General features: G+C 65.5%; 17 protein-coding genes. 12 read left to right on the forward strand and 5 right to left on the reverse strand.

Annotated features, from left to right (window positions below; all coding sequences use genetic code 11):
• Positions 1-10: 10 nt before the first annotated feature.
• Entirely contained in the window at positions 11-1,291 is a 1,281-nt protein-coding gene (locus tag ACNJX8_RS05485) for a TadE/TadG family type IV pilus assembly protein (RefSeq protein WP_439359848.1), read from the reverse strand.
• Between the two features lie 80 nt (positions 1,292-1,371).
• On the opposite strand from ACNJX8_RS05485, the gene ACNJX8_RS05490 reads away from it, so the two are divergent.
• Entirely contained in the window at positions 1,372-1,815 is a 444-nt protein-coding gene (locus ACNJX8_RS05490) for a hypothetical protein (protein ID WP_439410310.1), read from the forward strand.
• Positions 1,816-1,831: 16 nt separating this feature from the next.
• Here the strand turns inward: ACNJX8_RS05490 and ACNJX8_RS05495 are convergent, their stop codons facing one another.
• The gene (locus ACNJX8_RS05495) at positions 1,832-2,059 is read right to left on the reverse strand and encodes a DUF2093 domain-containing protein (RefSeq protein WP_091886894.1); all 228 of its coding nucleotides are present in this window, start codon (positions 2,057-2,059) and stop codon (positions 1,832-1,834) included.
• A 177-nt stretch (positions 2,060-2,236) separates the two neighbouring features.
• Between ACNJX8_RS05495 and ACNJX8_RS05500 the strand changes: the two genes are divergently transcribed.
• Positions 2,237-3,061, forward strand: a complete 825-nt coding sequence (locus tag ACNJX8_RS05500) for a dienelactone hydrolase family protein (RefSeq protein WP_164940090.1) — start codon at positions 2,237-2,239, stop codon at positions 3,059-3,061.
• 226 nt (positions 3,062-3,287) lie between these two features.
• A complete protein-coding gene (locus ACNJX8_RS05505; RefSeq protein ID WP_439359849.1) occupies positions 3,288-3,437 on the forward strand; it encodes a hypothetical protein in 150 nt (49 codons plus the stop codon).
• A 485-nt stretch (positions 3,438-3,922) separates the two neighbouring features.
• Here the strand turns inward: ACNJX8_RS05505 and xseA are convergent, their stop codons facing one another.
• The gene (gene xseA / locus ACNJX8_RS05510; RefSeq protein WP_439361811.1) at positions 3,923-5,545 is read right to left on the reverse strand and encodes an exodeoxyribonuclease VII large subunit; all 1,623 of its coding nucleotides are present in this window, start codon (positions 5,543-5,545) and stop codon (positions 3,923-3,925) included.
• Between the two features lie 136 nt (positions 5,546-5,681).
• Between xseA and ACNJX8_RS05515 the strand changes: the two genes are divergently transcribed.
• From ACNJX8_RS05515 to ACNJX8_RS05540, 6 genes are all read left to right on the forward strand, one after another.
• Positions 5,682-6,692 carry an alpha/beta hydrolase gene (locus ACNJX8_RS05515; protein ID WP_439359850.1) on the forward strand — a complete coding sequence of 337 codons (1,011 nt, stop codon included), beginning with the start codon at positions 5,682-5,684 and terminating at the stop codon, positions 6,690-6,692.
• Positions 6,693-6,694: 2 nt separating this feature from the next.
• The gene (locus ACNJX8_RS05520) at positions 6,695-7,216 is read left to right on the forward strand and encodes a DUF2306 domain-containing protein (protein ID WP_439359851.1); all 522 of its coding nucleotides are present in this window, start codon (positions 6,695-6,697) and stop codon (positions 7,214-7,216) included.
• A complete protein-coding gene (locus ACNJX8_RS05525) occupies positions 7,213-7,764 on the forward strand; it encodes a hypothetical protein (protein ID WP_439359852.1) in 552 nt (183 codons plus the stop codon). Before ACNJX8_RS05520 ends, ACNJX8_RS05525 begins: the two co-directional genes overlap by 4 nt.
• A gap of 2 nt (positions 7,765-7,766) precedes the next feature.
• Positions 7,767-8,066 carry a winged helix-turn-helix domain-containing protein gene (locus tag ACNJX8_RS05530; RefSeq protein ID WP_439359853.1) on the forward strand — a complete coding sequence of 100 codons (300 nt, stop codon included), beginning with the start codon at positions 7,767-7,769 and terminating at the stop codon, positions 8,064-8,066.
• Positions 8,067-8,345: 279 nt separating this feature from the next.
• Positions 8,346-9,629, forward strand: coding sequence for a phosphoribosylamine--glycine ligase (purD, locus tag ACNJX8_RS05535; RefSeq protein ID WP_439359854.1), 1,284 nt, complete (start codon positions 8,346-8,348; stop codon positions 9,627-9,629).
• A 208-nt stretch (positions 9,630-9,837) separates the two neighbouring features.
• Complete coding sequence (locus tag ACNJX8_RS05540) at positions 9,838-10,740, forward strand: alpha/beta fold hydrolase (protein WP_439359855.1); 903 nt, start codon at positions 9,838-9,840, stop codon at positions 10,738-10,740.
• Between the two features lie 103 nt (positions 10,741-10,843).
• Here the strand turns inward: ACNJX8_RS05540 and ACNJX8_RS05545 are convergent, their stop codons facing one another.
• Complete coding sequence (locus tag ACNJX8_RS05545) at positions 10,844-11,302, reverse strand: nucleoside deaminase (protein ID WP_128931400.1); 459 nt, start codon at positions 11,300-11,302, stop codon at positions 10,844-10,846.
• Between the two features lie 119 nt (positions 11,303-11,421).
• Here ACNJX8_RS05545 and ACNJX8_RS05550 point away from each other — a divergent pair, with 119 nt between their 5' ends.
• Together ACNJX8_RS05550 and rsmD are read left to right on the forward strand one after the other, a co-directional pair.
• Entirely contained in the window at positions 11,422-13,338 is a 1,917-nt protein-coding gene (locus ACNJX8_RS05550; RefSeq protein WP_439359856.1) for a pseudouridine synthase, read from the forward strand.
• Position 13,339: 1 nt separating this feature from the next.
• Positions 13,340-13,894, forward strand: a complete 555-nt coding sequence (gene rsmD, locus ACNJX8_RS05555) for a 16S rRNA (guanine(966)-N(2))-methyltransferase RsmD (protein ID WP_128931402.1) — start codon at positions 13,340-13,342, stop codon at positions 13,892-13,894.
• 108 nt (positions 13,895-14,002) lie between these two features.
• Here the strand turns inward: rsmD and mutL are convergent, their stop codons facing one another.
• Positions 14,003-15,817 (reverse strand): DNA mismatch repair endonuclease MutL, encoded by a 1,815-nt coding sequence (gene mutL / locus ACNJX8_RS05560; RefSeq protein ID WP_439359857.1) that lies wholly within the window; start codon positions 15,815-15,817, stop codon positions 14,003-14,005.
• A gap of 251 nt (positions 15,818-16,068) precedes the next feature.
• Between mutL and ACNJX8_RS05565 the strand changes: the two genes are divergently transcribed.
• Positions 16,069-16,386 carry a ribbon-helix-helix domain-containing protein gene (locus tag ACNJX8_RS05565; RefSeq protein WP_439359858.1) on the forward strand — a complete coding sequence of 106 codons (318 nt, stop codon included), beginning with the start codon at positions 16,069-16,071 and terminating at the stop codon, positions 16,384-16,386.
• Positions 16,387-16,536: the final 150 nt, after the last annotated feature.

The following is a 16,536-nucleotide window of genomic DNA, read 5'->3' on the forward strand; positions in this document are numbered from 1 at the left end:
GGTCCAAACCTCATTCGATGAGCTGCGCGGTTTGCGAACCTATCGTCGCGGTGCCGAGCGCGGTACAATTGACCTGGAGGTTCGACGTGCCGCTGAACGTCAGCGTATCCGCGATGATTTTGGTGCAGGATGTGCTCGTGCCGTTGCCGCCACTGAAGCTGAGGTTGGCCTTTGGCAGGTAAATGGCACCGCCGAAGTTCTGTGTGCTGCCGCCGGTGAGATTGAAAGCAGTCCCGGCCGGCATATTGCGATCGCCGTACATGACGATGCCTTTCGTGGCGCCGCTGGTCGGCGCCGTCAGGTCGACGGTCGCGTTGCTGCCGATCGAAGCGGTGCCCCAGTTGCTTCCCGAGCCGGTAAACACCAGGGTTACGCCGCTGCCCGTGATGGTGGCGTTTCCAGCGACGCTCAAGCTTGCCCCGTCCAGATAATAGATGCCTGGATTAAGGTTCAGGACTGCGCCGGCATTGACCGTAATGCTGCCCGTGTAGCAGCCGGGGTCGAGCGAGGTTGTTTTTCCATTGGAGTTGACCACTATCTTGCCGTTGGTGCAACTCGGCCTCGCGGGGGGAGAGACGTTGGCGTAGGGGTCGGCGACGGGCAAAATGTGCGTCTTGACACCGTTGGTCGCCGTGATGCTGCTCGCGCCTGAGACGTCGCCAACCACTCCGACCTGATTTGCAGCGACCGAGGCGCTGCCGGCAACGTTGAGTGAGGGGCTTGCACTCGAGTTGCTGTAAAGGTTGCACTTGATCAAGTTGAGCTGGTTGCCGCCGCTGACGTTGACAGCGGGACTTGCGCTCGAGTTGAGCGCAAGTACGCAGCCTGTCCCGGAATTGGGCAGGGCGACAGATCGTGCGGTTATGAGGACAGGATCCGAGCCGAACAGGGCTGATAGCAGCCGCTGTTGCGGTTGACTCACGATGACTTCGATGGCCTGCGAATTGGATGTGTGATTGCCTGTCTTCGGCGGCTGGTTCACCGTGACCGTGACGTTGTTTGCCCCGTTCGCGTAACCGTAGTTTGCCGTAACCGCTTTGGCTTCGGACGAGGGGTCGGTCCCTGCACTCGCCGCTGTCGCAGCGCTGACCGCGCCAGAGTCAGCCGCGCTCTGCATGTTCTTATGTTTGTAGTACCACCAGCCCACTTCCGTGCCGAGCCCTGCTGTGCCGACCAGGACCGGCATCAGCAGCGCCGAAATGATCACATAGCTGCCCGACTGATCTCGGGCGAATCGTTCAAGCAGGCTAACCGCCCGCTCGCGCCGACGAGCATGTCGCTCTGGGCTCAATGGTGCATCGAACGAATGGCTGCAAAGTCTCCGGGGGTCCATGTGCGTCCTGCCCGCTTGCCACTTTTTCCCGTGGCAATGTGCTGCAGACCGACTTAAACCGGGCCCAACGGAAACGAGACAATTTTAAACATCAGCTGACATTCAGCCGGCATTCATGGCCGCGCTTCTATCGATATATCTCCGATCAGGAGAATTCGATGAAACTGCGGTCCGCGATCATTGTCGTCAGCCTCACATGTCTGCCGGTTTTGCCCGCCCTTGCTCAGACCTCCTCGCCGTCGCCTGCGGCCGCTCCGGCAAATCCGACAGGTGCGGTGCCGGTTCCCGCGACCAAGCGCGTCACGTGCCTCGCCACGACGCAAAACCTGAAGGGACAGGATAAACGCGACCAGCTGCAGCTCTGCATGGCGCAGGCGCGGCTCGACTGCCTCAAGCAGGCGATCGATCAGAAGATCGTCGGCGAGGCCCGCAAGACTTTCATCAAGACCTGCGTGGGCGCGGATGGCACCGAGCAACAATAGCCGCAGGCGCGCGGCCTTATCCCTGCGGCTTCGGCGCGCCGGGGAAATGCCGCTGGAGCACGGCGGCGGGCGTGGCGTAGGCTTCCTGCAGATCCACGCTCCAGTATTTCAATTCGTCGAGCGGGATACGCGTGTCGGTGATCGCGCAGCGCACATAGGTCCCCGGCGAGATCACCCGGAAATCGCCGTCGAGATATTGCACCTGCGCTTCGCCATGGCCCGAGGGGCCAAACTTGTTCAGCACGGTCGAAAGTCTCCGTGGAAGGCCTCTCCGGGGAAATTCCTTGGAGGGCACGATGTTTCGGGCTGGATGTAGCATAGATAGGGTGGCTTGTCCGCCCGGTAAACCCACTGGTTTGTGATGTTTTGGCGCCGTTTCCGCGTGGTAGTGCTTGGACGAAGGGTCTTGACGCCGAGTCCGATGCGCCTTCGACTGACCGCCTTGTTCCTGACGCTCCTGATGTCGGCCGCGCACGCTGCGCCTGTGCCGCAGCAGGTCGACATCCCGCTGTCGTCGGGCGTCCTGCATGCGCAGCTCTACAAGCCCGAGGGCGAGGGGCCGTTTCCGGCCGTGATCGCGCTGCATGGCTGCGGCGGGCTCAGTGGCCATTCCGATTCCGTCCTGCCGCGCTATCGCGATTGGGCCGAGCGGCTGCTTAGGGCCGGCAACGCCGTGCTGCTGCCTGACAGCTACGGCTCGCGCGAGCTCGGGCCGCAATGTCGCGTCAAGGAGATGCACGTCAAGGCGCGGCGTGAACGCGTGACCGACATCGCGGCGTCACGCGCCTGGCTGATGAAGCAGAGCTGGGTGGCGCGCGACCGTGTCAGCCTGATCGGCTGGGCCAACGGCGCCAGCGCGCTGCTGTGGGCCGTGCGGCCGCAGAGCGCGGCGCGCGATTTGAGCCCGGATTTTCGCGCCGCGGTCGCCTTCTATCCCGATTGCCGGATCTCCGCCGGCCTCGGCTGGAGCACGCGGGTGCCGACCCTGGTGCTGATCGGCGCCGATGACGACGTGTCGTCGCCGCCGGCCTGCCGCCAGATGGTGGACGGCGCGCGCGGCCGCAGCGCGCTCGCGCGCATCGTGGTCTATCCCGGCGCCTATCATGATTTCGACCGCGCCAACACGCCGCTGCACGCAGCTGCCGGCGGCACCGACGTGGCCGCGCCCGAGCATGGCCATCTCGGCACCGATGCGCAGGCGCGTGCGGAGTCGCAGAAGGACGTCGCGGAATGGCTGGCGCGGTGAGGATGGTGCCGTAGTTCGTAGCCCGGACTTGTCCCGCCGTAGCTCGGTAGAGCGAAGGCGGAAGCGGGGCTGGCCGAGGAACAACGTCAGGCGGACAGCCCCGCATCGACCACCGCCCTGCACAGACCATGATGGCCGACCGGGAATCTACGGATCGCGCGTGGCGCCGGTTTCAGCATGTCGCGACGCCATCATTCGACCACGATGTCGATTAAACGCATTTCATATGCGCAGCCGTATCGTCCTGCTCTCCTCCGCCTTGATCGTCTTCACCGTCGCGATCTTCCTGTTTGAAGCCCACGCCGGCGCGCCACAGTTCGCGCCGGAACATTGCGGCTTCTGGACCACGATCGACGCGGGATTGTCCTGCCGCTGAAGTACACCAATCCATTACCGTCATCCCCGCGCAACGGCGAAGCCGTTGTCGCTGGAGGTGCTCGCCTCTTCGGCGAGCCTCGAAGGACGACGGCCCGGCTGCATCTCGGCCGTACATCCTTCGAGGCTCATCTTGCGATGCGCCTGCATCGCAAGCCTCGCACCTCAGGATGACGGGTCTGAATGGGCTACGCCTTGCCGCCACACCGTCATTGCGAGCGCAGCGACTTGTCCGCCGAAGCTTTAGCGAAGGCGGAAGCAATCCAGAATCTTTCCGCAGAAGGACCCTGGATTGCTTCGTCGCAAGGGCTCCTCGCAATGACGAGGGGGCACGCACGCTTCCCACACACGCGCTGTCATCGCCCGGCTTGACCGGGCGATCCAGTACGCCGAGACGTCAGTGATTCACCGAGAAGCCTCGGCGTACTGGATTCCCCGCATTCGCGGGGAATGACACCGGGCGGAGCGTCACCCTTGCGTTTTAGTCTAGAACAAGCTGCCCTGATCCACCGGCTTGGCCACGCGCTTCGGCGCGGGCTTTGCGTCTTGCGCGGCCGGCTTTGGCTGTGACGGCGCACGCTTTGCCGTCGGCGCCGGACGGTCCGCATCCGCAGTCGCGGCCACACGGCCGTCGGCAAACTCGATCTCGAGCCGTGCATTCGGCCCGACGCTGTCGGCCGCATGCAGGGGGTGGCCGGCTTCATCGCGCACCAATGCAAAGCCGCGCGCGAGCACGCTGCGGTAGGACAAAGCGGAGAGCAGCTTGCCGCTGTTCTCGACACGCGCATCGAGCCGTTGCAGCAGCGTGACAAGCGCGCGTTGCGCGCGCTCGGCGAGCCGATGCGTGTGCTCGCGCTGGCGCAGAATCGCGTTGCGCTGCGCCTGTGCGTTGGAAAGCTTGGAGGCGCGCAAGCGAACCTCGAGCCCGGCAAAGTGGTCGCGCCGCCGCCGCAGCAGCGAGCGCGCGGAGAGGCCGAGCCGCTCGCCGCAAACGGTGAGGCGGTGATCGGCCTGCGCGATCTGACCGTGCAGCACCCGTAGCGTCAGCTTGGCACTGGCCGCCGTAAACCGGCGGAAATGCGCATGCGTGTTGGCCTTGAGGCAGCGGGGCAGGGATGCGCCCGCCGAATCCAGCCGCTGCCGCGGGATCGCCAGCAGGTCGCCGGCCGCCGGCAGCGCGCGCGCGGCGGCGCGCAACTCGTTGCGCCGGCTTTCATGGCCGCGCTGCCAGCAGGCGCGGGTGCGCCGTCCGAGATCGGCGACTTCGACGAAGAGGTCGCTGCGCACCGGCACCGCCATCTCGGCCGCCGCCGTCGGCGTCGGCGCGCGCTTGTCGGCGACGAAATCGATCAGCGTGATGTCGGTCTCGTGCCCGACCGCCGAGATCAGCGGGATCATGCTGTCGCTAGCTGCGCGCACCACGATCTCCTCGTTGAACGACCAGAGATCCTCCAGCGAGCCGCCCCCGCGCGCGACGATCAACACATCGGGCCGCGGAATCTTGCCGCCCTCTGGCAGCGCGTTGAAGCCGCGGATCGCGGCCGCGACCTGCTCGGCCGAGCCGTCGCCCTGCACCTTGACCGGCCACACCAGCACGCGGCGGGGGAAGCGGTCCTCCAGGCGATGCAGGATGTCGCGAATGACGGCACCAGTCGGCGAGGTGACGACGCCGATCACCTCCGGCAGCCAGGGCAAGAGCTGCTTGCGCGCCTGGTCGAACAGGCCTTCGGCGGCAAGCTTCTTCTTGCGCTCCTCCATCAGCGCCATCAGCGCGCCAATGCCGGCCGGCTCCAGCGCCTCGATCACGATCTGGTATTTCGAGGAGCCTGGATAGGTGGTGAGCTTGCCGGTGGCGATCACCTCGAGCCCCTCCTGGGGCTTGAAGCGCATGCGGCTATGCACGCCTTTCCAGATCACCGCCTCGATCTTGGCGCTGTCGTCCTTAAGCGCGAAATAGCAATGACCGGAGGAGTGCGGTCCGCGGAAGCCGGAGATCTCGCCGCGGACCCGGACATGGCCAAAGGCGTCCTCGACCGTCCGCTTCAGGGACAGCGAGAGCTCGGAGACGGTGAATTCGGGCGCGTTGAGCAATTGTTCCGCAGGCGGCATCGGCAAACGATTCGGCATTTTGGGGTCAGACCCGACGTTAAGGATTTTCGCGCCGCGGCGCCAATCCCGGGATTGATTGGAAGAGTACTCTGTAATATAGAGTTCTCTATTGGTTGATGAGTTTAGGGGATGAGCCATGGCGATCGGGCTGCTGCGCGGCGTTTTGACCGGCCTGAAATGGGCCTTGTGTGCGCTCGGCGGCGTGGCGCTGATCCTCGGCGCCATGATCGCAACGCCGTTGGAGCGGCCGCCTGTGATGCGATCGGTCTCGGATTCAGCCAAGGGCATCGACTGGTCCACTTTGCCACCGCTCGAACGCTTTCAGGCCCGCGATGGCACCTGGATCGGCTATCGCCATTATGCGCCGAAAGGCTCGGAGACGGGCCGCGGCGCGATCTTCATTCATGGCTCCTCCGGCTCCAGCGGCACCGTCAATCACGCGCTGACCCATGCGATCGCCGCGCGCGGGGTGGAGACCTGGGCGCTGGACATCCGCGGCCATGGCGGCTCCGGCACGCGCGGCGACATCGGCTATGTCGGCCAGCTCGAGGACGACCTCGTCGATTTCGTCGCTCATGTCCGCAGGAGCGCGCCCGATCTGCCGCTGACCCTGATCGGCCATTCCGCCGGCGCCGGTTTCTCACTGCGTGTCGCGGCCACGCCAATCATGCAGGACATGTTCGTCCGCACCGTGCTGCTCGCGCCCTATCTCGGCTATGACGCGCCGACCAACAAGCCGAAGGCCGGCGGCTGGGCCAACATCGATCTCCCGCGCTTCCTCGGCCTGACGGCATTGCGCAGGCTCGGCATCGATTGCTGCGCGCAGCTGCCGGTGCTCGCCTTGGCCGTGCCGCCGGCCTCGGCGAAGTACCTCGTCTCCACTTATTCGGACCGCCTGATGCGCAACTTCGGGACGCGCGGCTATCGCATCGATCTTCCGGCGACGACACGTCCGATCACGATCTTCGGCGCCGCCGAGGACGAGATGATGATCTCGGACAAATATGCCGAGGCCGTGCAGGCGATAAAGCCGTCGGTGGACGTCAAGGTGATCGAGGGCGTCAACCACATGGGCATCGTCACCAATCCGAAGGCGGTCTCGGTGATCGCCGAGGACGTCGCCACGCGCGGTGCAGCGGGGAGCTGACCATGATGGTGCATTTGACCCTCGCAGGTACGATCCATCTGGTGCTCGCGCTGCTCTGCAGCACCGTCGGGCTCATCCAGTTCCTGCGTCCCAAGCGCGGCGCCGGCCACCGTGCGCGCGGTTACTTCTACGTTTACGCCATGCTGGTCTCTGATGGCACGACCCTGCTGATCCACCGGTTCACAGGGCATTTCAACGTCTTCCATGTCGCGGCGATCGTGAATTTTGCCTGCATCGTGCTGGCGGTCGTTCCGCTGCTGCGCATGCCGAGGCCGTCGAACTGGAGATCCATCCACTACCACTTCATCGCTTGGTCCTATGTATCGCTGATGTCGGCCGCGGCAATCAACACAGCGTTGCGGCTGTTGCCGCTGACGATGCGGGAGCAGGCCGGCTTGACGGCACTGATCGTGTCGATCGCGACGATGACGATCGCCTATTTCGTGATCCGCAAGTACCGGCCTCCAGCGGATGTGGCGGCGCCATCCACCGGGTTGGCCGGGCAGGCTGGAGCGCCGTCATGATCGACAGCAAGCAGGCCGCGGACGCGATGGCGGATATCGACGACACCGTCCGCCGCGTGCGCCAGTCGCTGATCTATCAAGTGTCGAGCCTGGCGTTGTTGATGTGGGGCGTGCTGGCGTTCGTCGGCAACATCGCAGGCTGGTTCTGGCCGCGCTATGGACTCTATTTCTGGATCAGCATTTACGCGGTGTCGATCGTCGGCTTCCTTGCTATCGGCGCCTATAACCGGTCCCGAAGCCGCATTCGCGTGTTCGACGTCCGCTATCTGCTGACATTTCTGCTGATCGTCGCCTTCGGCATCTTCGTCTGCTATTTCGGCCATTTCACCCCGCGCCAGCAGACGGCGTTCTGGCCGATCTACATCATGCTGTTCTACATGATGGCGGGGGTGTGGTTCGGCTACGCCTTCCTCGCGATCGGCGCCACCATCATTGCGCTGACGCTGATCGGTTATGTCTACATCCCGGGCATATCCCTGTTGCTGTGGATGGCAGTCGTCAACGGCGGTGGGCTGACCCTCGGCGGCCTCTGGATGCGGCGGAGCTAGCAATGGCCGAGCTCGACGACGTCATCCATCAGCCACTGCGCCTGAAGATCATGGCCGCGCTGAACGCCCTGCCTGCGGGGGTGGGGCTGGAATTCGCTCGCCTGAAGAAGCTCACCGGCGCCACCGACGGCAATCTCGGTGCCCATATCGAGACGCTGGCCAAGGCGGGATATGTCTCGGTGGACAAAGCCTTCGTCGGCAAGAAGCCGCAGACCACGGTCACCGCGACCGCAACCGGCCGCGGCGCCTTCGCGCGGCATGTGGCGATTTTGCAGGAGATCATCGCGGGGAAGCAGGTCTGACTCTTACCCTCCCCTGGAGGGGGAGGGTCGATCGCGCGCAGCGCGAGCGGGGTGGGGTGATCTCTCCACTCGGACACTGTGCGAGGTGGGGAGACCGTCACCCCACCCCGTCTCACATTTCGCTTCGCTCAATGTGAGCCGACCCTCCCCCTCCAGGGGAGGGTAAGGCCACGCCGCGCCGAATGACGGGGAATGGGGAGCAAGAGCAAGCCCCCCTTGAGCCTCACCCCGATTCGTGCGACCTCCGCCCCCAGCAAAACCCCTCATCCTGAGCCCTCGATGCACATTCTCCTGCTCGGTTCCGGCGGCCGCGAACATGCCCTGGCGTGGAAGATCGCAGCCTCTCCCATGGTGACCAAATTCTGGTGCGCGCCCGGCAATGCCGGCATCGCGAAGGAGGCGGAATGCGCGGCGCTCGATATCGCCGACCATGCCGCGGTGATCGACTTCTGCAAGACAAACGCAGTGGAGCTCGTGGTGGTCGGGCCGGAGACGCCGCTGGCGGCCGGCATCGTCGACGATCTCGCCGCCGCCGGCATCAAGGCGTTCGGCCCGAGCAAGGTGGCGGCCCAGCTCGAAAGCTCCAAGGGCTTCACCAAGGCGCTCTGCACCGAGTTCGGCATTCCGACCGGCGCCTACAAGCGCTTTACCAACGCTAACGACGCGCTCGCTTACGTCCAGAGCCAGGGCGCGCCGATCGTGATCAAGGCCGATGGACTTGCCGCCGGCAAGGGCGTCGTGGTCGCCAAGACCGTGCGCGAGGCCGAGGACGCCATCGCCATGATGTTCGAGGGCGCCTTTGGCGAGGCCGGCACTGAAGTCGTGATCGAGGAGTTTCTGCCCGGCCGCGAGATCAGCTTCTTTGCGCTGTGCGACGGCGAGACCGCCATCCCGCTGGCGTCCGCCCAGGACCACAAGCGCGTGTTCGACCATGACGTCGGCCCGAACACCGGCGGCATGGGCGCCTATTCGCCGACGCCGCTGGTCACGCCCGCGATCCACGACGCGATCATGGCGAAGATCATCCTGCCGACGGTATCAGGCATGAAGCAGCGCGGCACGCCGTTCCGCGGCGTGCTCTATGCCGGCATCATGCTGACGACGCAGGGCCCGAAACTGTTCGAGTTCAACGTGCGCTTCGGCGATCCCGAGTGCCAGGTCCTGATGCTGCGCATGATGTCGGACATCGTGCCGGCCTTCCTTGCCGCCTGTGACGGCGAGTTGAAGCATTTCGATCTGCGCTGGTATCCGGAGTCCGCGCTCACCGTGGTGATGGCGGCGAAGGGCTATCCCGGCGACTACCAGAAGGGCACGCGCATCGGCGGGCTCGATGACGCCGCCAAGGTCGATACCGTCGAGATCTTCCACGCCGGCACCGTGGCAAAGGATGGCGCCATCCTCGCCAATGGCGGCCGCGTGCTCAATGTCTGCGCGCTGGGCAAGACCGTGACCGAGGCGCAAGGCCGTGCCTATCAGGCCATTGACCGCATCGACTGGCCGGAAGGCTTCTGCCGCCGCGACATCGGTTGGCAGGCGGTGGAAGCGGAGAAGGCCAGGACTTGACGTGTCATTCCGGACGGCGCGCCGAACGCGCCGATCCGGAATCTCGACATTTGCGCCACCGCGCCGCCATATCGACACGCCAGAAATATACAATTGGCTGTTGGGGTTAGTAGCCCCGCAAATAATACCGCTACTGTGCATGGGGTTGTTTTCGACATTTTTGTTTGTCGGGCCGGCTCCGGACACTGACCAATAAGGATGCAGAAAGATGTCCGATCTCGCCGACCTCTATCCGGGCTTTGCCGCCGAATGGATCGACACCTCCTTCGGCCGCATCTTCGCCCGCGTCGGCGGCAGCGGGCCGCCGCTGCTCCTGCTGCATGGCTTCTCCGAGACCCACGTGATGTGGCACCAGGTGGCGCCGCAGCTGGCCGATAGGTTCACGCTGATCATTGCCGACCTGCCGGGCTATGGCTGGTCCGACATGCCCGCGAGCGATGCGCTGCATATCCCCTACAGCAAGCGCGCCATGGCCAAGGCCATGGTCGAGGCGATGGAGCGCCTCGGCCACGTGCATTTCGCGCTCGCCGGCCACGACCGCGGCGGCCGCGTCTCCTACCGCCTCGCGCTCGATCATCCCGGCCGGCTGTCGCGCCTCGCCGTGCTCGATATCCTGCCGACCTACAATTACTGGGAGCGGATGAACCGCGCCTACGCGCTGAAGATCTATCACTGGACCTTCCTGGCGCAGCCCTATCCGCTGCCCGAGACCCTGATCGCCAGCAATGGCGAGTTCTTCCTGCGCTTCAAGATGGCGAGCCAGACCAAGTCGAAGACGTTGGAGGCGATCGACGAGCGCGCGCTCGAGCACTATCTCGCCCCGTTCCGCGATCCCGCCCGGGTGCATGCGATGTGCGAGGACTATCGCGCCGGCGCTTATTTCGACTACGACCTCGACAAGGCTGATTTCGAGGCCGGCAAGAAGATCACCGTTCCCATGCTGGCGTTGTGGGGCAATGCCGGCATCGCCCAGGCTGCCGCCACTCCGCTCGACACCTGGAAGGAATGGGCCACGGATGTCGTGGGCATGCCGGTGGATTCCGGCCACTTCCTCACCGAGGAGAACCCGGACGTCACCGCGAGCGCGTTGCGCGAGTTTTTCTCGGCTTGATCCTCATCGTCATTGCGAGGAGCTCTTGCGACGAAGCAATCCAGTCTGTCTCCGCGGAAAGACTCTGGATTGCTTCGCTACGCTCGCAATGACGAGGAGGGACCTACCGCCGTTCGCGAAAGAACTCCCGCAGCAGCCGCGCCGCCTCGCTCTCGCCGACGCCGGAATAGACCTCCGGCGCGTGATGGCAGGTCGGGGAAGCAAAGAACCGCACGCCGGACTCGACCGCGCCACCCTTGGGGTCGGCGGCGCCGTAATAGAGCCGTCTCACCCTTGCAAAGGAGATCGCGCCCGCACACATGGTGCAGGGCTCGAGCGTCACGTAGAGGTCGCAGTCGACGAGGCGCTCGCTGCCGATCTTCTTCGCCGCCTCGCGCAGCGCGATGATCTCGGCATGGGCCGTCGGGTCGTAGTCGGTCAGCGTCCGGTTCGCCGCGGTGGCGATGACCTCGTAATTGCGGACCACGACGCACCCGATCGGAACTTCGCCCGATTTTCCGGCATTTTCGGCCGTCTTAAGCGCCAAATCCATGAAAGAAGGGGCTTTCATGCCTCGTATCATCGCCAGAAACCTGCTACTAGCTCCGCCTTCAGCAAGAGTGGATACCGATTTTGCCTGAGCATGCGGCTCGGAACGAGCGCGCACAATGCTCATCGCGCCACCCCTAAGTGAGATTATTCATGCCCCGCGACAGCGACAAAGACAACGATTCCCGCGGCCGGCGTGATCGTGGCCCGTCCAAGGGCCGTACCGGCAAGCCCCGGGGACCGGACAAGAAATTCGTCAAGCGCGGCTTCGAGGGCAAGGGCGATCGCGACAGCCGCCCGCCCCGCGAGGGTCGTGAGGGCCGCCCGTTCCGCCGCCGCGAGGAGGGCGATGCGCCGCGCCGTGATTTCGGCGACCGTCCGCGCTTCAAGCGCGACGACCGCGGCGGAGAGGGCCGCGGCGAGCGCAGCTTCAAGTCGCGGGGTGATCGGCCGTTCAAGCCGCGCGGCGACCGTCCGAAGTTCGATCGTGATGAGCGCGCGCCGCGCGGTGAGCGTTCGGAGCGGCGGTTCGAGGACCGCAAGTTTTCGCGCGGCGACTCCGATCGGCCGCGCAAGGACTTTGGCCGCGACCGTGACTTCCGGGATAGCAAGCGCAGCTTTGGCGACCGTCCGAGGGATCGTGGCGAGCGAAGCGATTCAAAGCCGTGGCAGAGGCGCGACGATCGTCCACGCGGTGACCGGCCGCGCAAGAGCTTCGACAAGGATTTCGGCGGCCGTGATCGCGGCGATGAAAAGCCCTGGCGTCAGCGCGACGACCGTCGTGAAGGTGGCCGTGGCGACGATCGTCCGCGTTTCTCCCGGCGCCGCGACGAGGGCGATGATCGCCCGCGTTTCTCGCGCCCGCGCGAGGAGCGGTCCGGTGACGATCGTCCGCGCTTCAATCGCTCGCGCGAAAAGCGGCCGGAAGGCCGCATGGACTGGCAGGAGCATCCCCGCAGCGAGGGTCGCTTCCGCGATCGGCCGCGCCGCGACAACGAGGACGACAGCAGGATTTTCGAGAAGCGTCCCGCCTTCGGCGGCCGCGGCGCCTATCGCGATCGCGATTTCGAAGGGCGTCCGCGCCGTGAAGACGTGCCGAAGCCGAAGAAGGCCGGCGAGCGCATCGCAAAGGTGCTGGCGCGCGCGGGCCTCGCTTCGCGGCGCGATGCCGAGGAATTGGTTACGCAGGGCCGCGTCACTGTCAACGGCCGAGTGATCAACTCGCCGGCGCTCGACGTCACCCAGAACGACGTCGTCGCCGTCGACGGCAAGCCGTTGCCGCCGCGTGAGCGCACGCGGCTGTTCCTCTATCACAAGCCGCGCGGGTTGATGACGACGCATGACGACCCCGAGGGGCGTCCGACCGTGTTCGACAATCTTCCCGAAGGTCTGCCGCGCCTGATCAGCGTCGGCCGGCTCGACTTCAACACCGAAGGCTTGTTGCTGCTCACCAATGACGGCGGCCTCGCCCGCACGCTCGAGCTGCCGGACACCGGCTGGCTGCGCCGCTACCGCGTCCGCGCCCATGGCGACGTCACCCAGGCGCAGCTCGACGAGCTCAAGAACGGTATCGAGGTCGAAGGCGTCAAATACGGCCCGATCGAGGCGACGCTGGAGCGCGACCAGGGCGCCAATGTCTGGCTGGTGTTCGCGATCCGCGAGGGCAAGAACCGCGAGGTGCGCAATGTCTGCGCCCATCTCGGGCTCGAGGTGAACCGGCTGATCCGCGTCTCCTATGGCCCGTTCCAGCTCGGCGAGATCCCGGAAGGCCAGGTCGAAGAGATCAAGTCGCGGGTGCTGCGCGAGCAGCTCGGCGACAAGGTGATCGAGAAGTCGGGCGCCGAGTTCGACGTGCCCGCGAAATCCGCCGCGCGCGAGGGCGATGCGCCGAAGAAGCCGATGAAGCGCGCCGTGATCAACGACCGCAAGGGCCGCCGCGTGCTGGTGCAGCGTACCGGCAGCGAGGAGGCGCGCGAGCGCAACGAGCTGGAAGCGAGCGGCTATGGCCCGCCACGCCGTCCCAAGCGCGGCTATCACGGCAAGCGCGACCTGACGCCGCGGGAGGATTAATTTGCGCGTCGTCGGCGGTCGTCTGAAGGGGCGCAATCTTGCCTCACCGTCTTCGCGCGACATCCGCCCGACGGCGGACCGCCTGCGCGAGTCCGTGTTCAACATCCTCGTGCACGCCTATGACGATCCGATCGAGGACGCGCGCGTGCTCGACCTCTTCGCCGGCACCGGTGCGCTCGGCATCGAGGCGTCGTCACGCGGGGCGAAGTTTACGCTGTTCGTCGACAATGGGGCCGAAGCGCGAGCATTGCTGCGCAACAATGTCGAGTCGCTCGGCCTCGGCGGTGTGACCAAGGTCTATCGCCGCGATGCGACCGATCTGGGCCCCGCACATCCCGTCGAGCCGTTCTCGCTGGTGTTCCTCGATCCGCCCTATGGCAAGGGCTTTGCGGAGAAGGCGCTAGCGAGCTTGCGCGACGGCGGTTGGCTCACGCCGGGCGCACTGCTGGTGGTGGAAGAGGCGAAGGCCGCGCAGTTCGTGACGCCGGAAGGTTTCGAAGAATTGGAGCGGCGGGCTTATGACGACACGGAGTTCGTGTTTCTGAGGAAGCCGTAGTCTCGCTGCCGTAGGGTGGGCAAAGGCGCAAAGCGCCGTGCCCACCATCTTTTCCTGATCGCCAGAGAAATGGTGGGCACGCTTCGCTTTGTCCACCCTACGGCACCGTCACCTCCGCCCGAACAGCTTCTCCACATCGGTCAGCTTCAGCTCGACATAGGTCGGGCGGCCGTGATTGCACTGGCCGGAGTTCGGGGTGTCCTCCATCTCGCGGAGCAGGGCGTTCATCTCCTCCGGCCGCAGCCGGCGGCCGGCGCGGACCGAGCCATGGCAGGCCATGGTGGCGGCGACATGCATCAGGCGGCGCTCCAGCGGCAAGGCCTCGTCCCACTCGGCCATGTGCTCGGCGAGATCGCGGAGTAGCCCGCCTGCATTGGTCTTGCCCAGCAGCGACGGCGTCTCGCGCACCGCGACCGCGCCGGGGCCGAAGGACTCGATGGCGAGACCGAACGATGCCAGCTCCTCGCTGCGATCGAGCAGGCGCTCCACCGTGGCCTCGTCCATCTCGACGATCTCGGGGATCAGCAAGATCTGCCGCTGCACGCCGTTCGCCGCCAGCGAGGCCTTCAGCCGCTCATAGACGATGCGCTCGTGCGCGGCATGCTGGTCGACGATGATCAGGCCGTCGCGGGTTTGCGAGACGATGTAGGTCTCGTGGATCTGGGTGCGTGCCGCGCCGAGCGGGCGGTCGACGAGATCGCCGGCGGGCTGCGTCTCGATTCGCACATCCGCACTGGGCGCACCGACATCGAATGCGGCTTGCGCGCGCTCGGCGAAGGCGGGCGCTGCTGAACCTTCGAAGGACGGCAGCGTCCCAACCGGGACGGATGGCGATTGGCGCCAGTCCCAACTGGCAGACCGTTGCGGCGTGAAGGCGGGGCGGAACGAGGACAAGGCGGCACCGCCGCTGTTGGCCGCCGTGCGCCGTCCCTCGCGCGCAAGCCCTTCCTTCAATCCATGCACGATCAGCGCGCGCACGAGCCCCGCGTTACGGAAGCGCACCTCGGTCTTGGCCGGATGCACGTTGGCGTCGACCTCGCGTGGATCGAGCGTGACGAACAGCACCACCACCGGATGGCGGTCGCGCGGCAGATAGTCGGAATAGGCCGCGCGCACCGCGCCGAGGATCAGCTTGTCGCGCACCGGACGGCCGTTGACGAAGAGATATTGCCCGAGCGCGTTGGCTTTGGTCAGCGCAGGTGCGGCGGCATAGCCGGCGACCACGACGCCCTCGCGCTCGGCATGGACTTCGATGGCGTGGCTGCGAAACTCCGCGCTCAGGATATCGCCGAGCCGCGTCAGGCGCCCCGCGGCACCGGGCAGCGCCGCGGCCCAGGTCACCGGCGCGCGCTCCTCGCCCGCGAGCGTGAAGGCGATATCGGGCCGCGCCATCGCGAGGCGCCGGACCACTTCGCGAATGGCTTCCGCCTCGGTGCGGTCGGTCTTCAGAAACTTCAGCCGCGCGGGTGTCGCGTAGAAGAGATCGTTGACCTCGACCCGCGTGCCATGCGCCAGCGCCGCCGGCATGATCTCGGACTTCTCGCCGCCCTCGACAGTCAACGCCCAGGCGTGCGGCTCGCTGGCGTGCCGCGTTGTGATGGAGAGGCGCGCGACTGCCCCGATCGACGGCAGCGCCTCGCCGCGGAATCCGAGGGTGCGGATCTGGAGCAGGTCCTCATCGTCGAGCTTGGAGGTGGCGTGGCGCTCCACGGCGAGCGCGAGATCCTTCGCGGTCATGCCGCCGCCGTCGTCGGTGATGCCGATCCGCCGCCGCCCGCCACCGTCGGTGAAGACGTCGATCCGGCTCGCGCCGGCATCGATCGCGTTCTCGACGAGCTCCTTGACCACGCTCGCCGGACGTTCGACCACCTCGCCGGCGGCGATGCGGTTGACGACTTGCTCTGGAAGCTGGCGGACGGGCATGAACTCGATCTTGGGGCTCGAACGGGGATTCGCAGACGACGCTATTCTAGGCCGTGTTGCGTCAAAAGCATGGGCTGGGCAACACCGGAGTGGCGGGCTGGGGAAGAGGGCTCTCTATCACATTGAAGACATTGGGCGTTCGAGAAGATTCCGCAACCGGGATGGACGCGTCTCCGGCCACCGTCGTGATTGTGAGGTGCCGGGGAGCGGTGTAGCATCGTGAAAAAATGGCAACAGGACGGGAGGACGCCATGTGCCATCTCTTCGCGCACCAGCCCCAACGCGACTACGAATCCCAAACCCGTTCGTTAAGGATCGGCGGGCACTGCACCTCGATCCGGCTGGAAATGGCGTTCTGGGACACGCTGGAGGAGATCGCGGCCAAGGAGAGCATGAGCCTCGGCAAGTTCCTGACGACGCTCTACAACGAGGTGCTTGATCATCATGGCGAGGTCAACAATTTCGCCTCGCTGCTGCGCTGCTCGTGTCTGATCTACCGCTCCAGAAACGTTGCGACGGTTCAGGAATTCAAGGCCACAGTGGCGCCGATTCTCGACGCGGCGGAATAGTCGTTCCGACAAAAGTGTGTAGCCCGGATGGAGCGCAGCGCAATCCGGGATTCGAGCCACAGGTGAAAGCGGCCCCGGATTTCGCTGCGCTCCATCGGGGCTACGGAACTACGATACTCCCTCCGGCGTCATTGCGAGGAGCTCTTGCGA

The organism is Bradyrhizobium sp. SPXBL-04 (genome assembly GCF_051853035.1).
GTDB lineage: Bacteria > Pseudomonadota > Alphaproteobacteria > Rhizobiales > Xanthobacteraceae > Bradyrhizobium > Bradyrhizobium zhanjiangense.

What these genes read in the sequence shown, in the direction of transcription:
- purD (WP_439359854.1), top strand. Translation starts at nt 8,346, where the DNA reads ATGCACATTCTCCTGCTCGGTTCCGGCGGCCGCGAACATGCCCTGGCG.
- xseA (WP_439361811.1), bottom strand. Translation starts at nt 5,545, where the DNA reads ATGCCGCCTGCGGAACAATTGCTCAACGCGCCCGAATTCACCGTCTCC.
- ACNJX8_RS05520 (WP_439359851.1), top strand. Translation starts at nt 6,695, where the DNA reads ATGATGGTGCATTTGACCCTCGCAGGTACGATCCATCTGGTGCTCGCG.
- ACNJX8_RS05505 (WP_439359849.1), top strand. Translation starts at nt 3,288, where the DNA reads ATGCGCAGCCGTATCGTCCTGCTCTCCTCCGCCTTGATCGTCTTCACC.
- ACNJX8_RS05540 (WP_439359855.1), top strand. Translation starts at nt 9,838, where the DNA reads ATGTCCGATCTCGCCGACCTCTATCCGGGCTTTGCCGCCGAATGGATC.
- ACNJX8_RS05530 (WP_439359853.1), top strand. Translation starts at nt 7,767, where the DNA reads ATGGCCGAGCTCGACGACGTCATCCATCAGCCACTGCGCCTGAAGATC.
- ACNJX8_RS05545 (WP_128931400.1), bottom strand. Translation starts at nt 11,302, where the DNA reads ATGATACGAGGCATGAAAGCCCCTTCTTTCATGGATTTGGCGCTTAAG.
- ACNJX8_RS05525 (WP_439359852.1), top strand. Translation starts at nt 7,213, where the DNA reads ATGATCGACAGCAAGCAGGCCGCGGACGCGATGGCGGATATCGACGAC.
- ACNJX8_RS05550 (WP_439359856.1), top strand. Translation starts at nt 11,422, where the DNA reads ATGCCCCGCGACAGCGACAAAGACAACGATTCCCGCGGCCGGCGTGAT.
- mutL (WP_439359857.1), bottom strand. Translation starts at nt 15,817, where the DNA reads ATGCCCGTCCGCCAGCTTCCAGAGCAAGTCGTCAACCGCATCGCCGCC.
- ACNJX8_RS05515 (WP_439359850.1), top strand. Translation starts at nt 5,682, where the DNA reads ATGGCGATCGGGCTGCTGCGCGGCGTTTTGACCGGCCTGAAATGGGCC.
- ACNJX8_RS05565 (WP_439359858.1), top strand. Translation starts at nt 16,069, where the DNA reads ATGTGCCATCTCTTCGCGCACCAGCCCCAACGCGACTACGAATCCCAA.
- ACNJX8_RS05500 (WP_164940090.1), top strand. Translation starts at nt 2,237, where the DNA reads ATGCGCCTTCGACTGACCGCCTTGTTCCTGACGCTCCTGATGTCGGCC.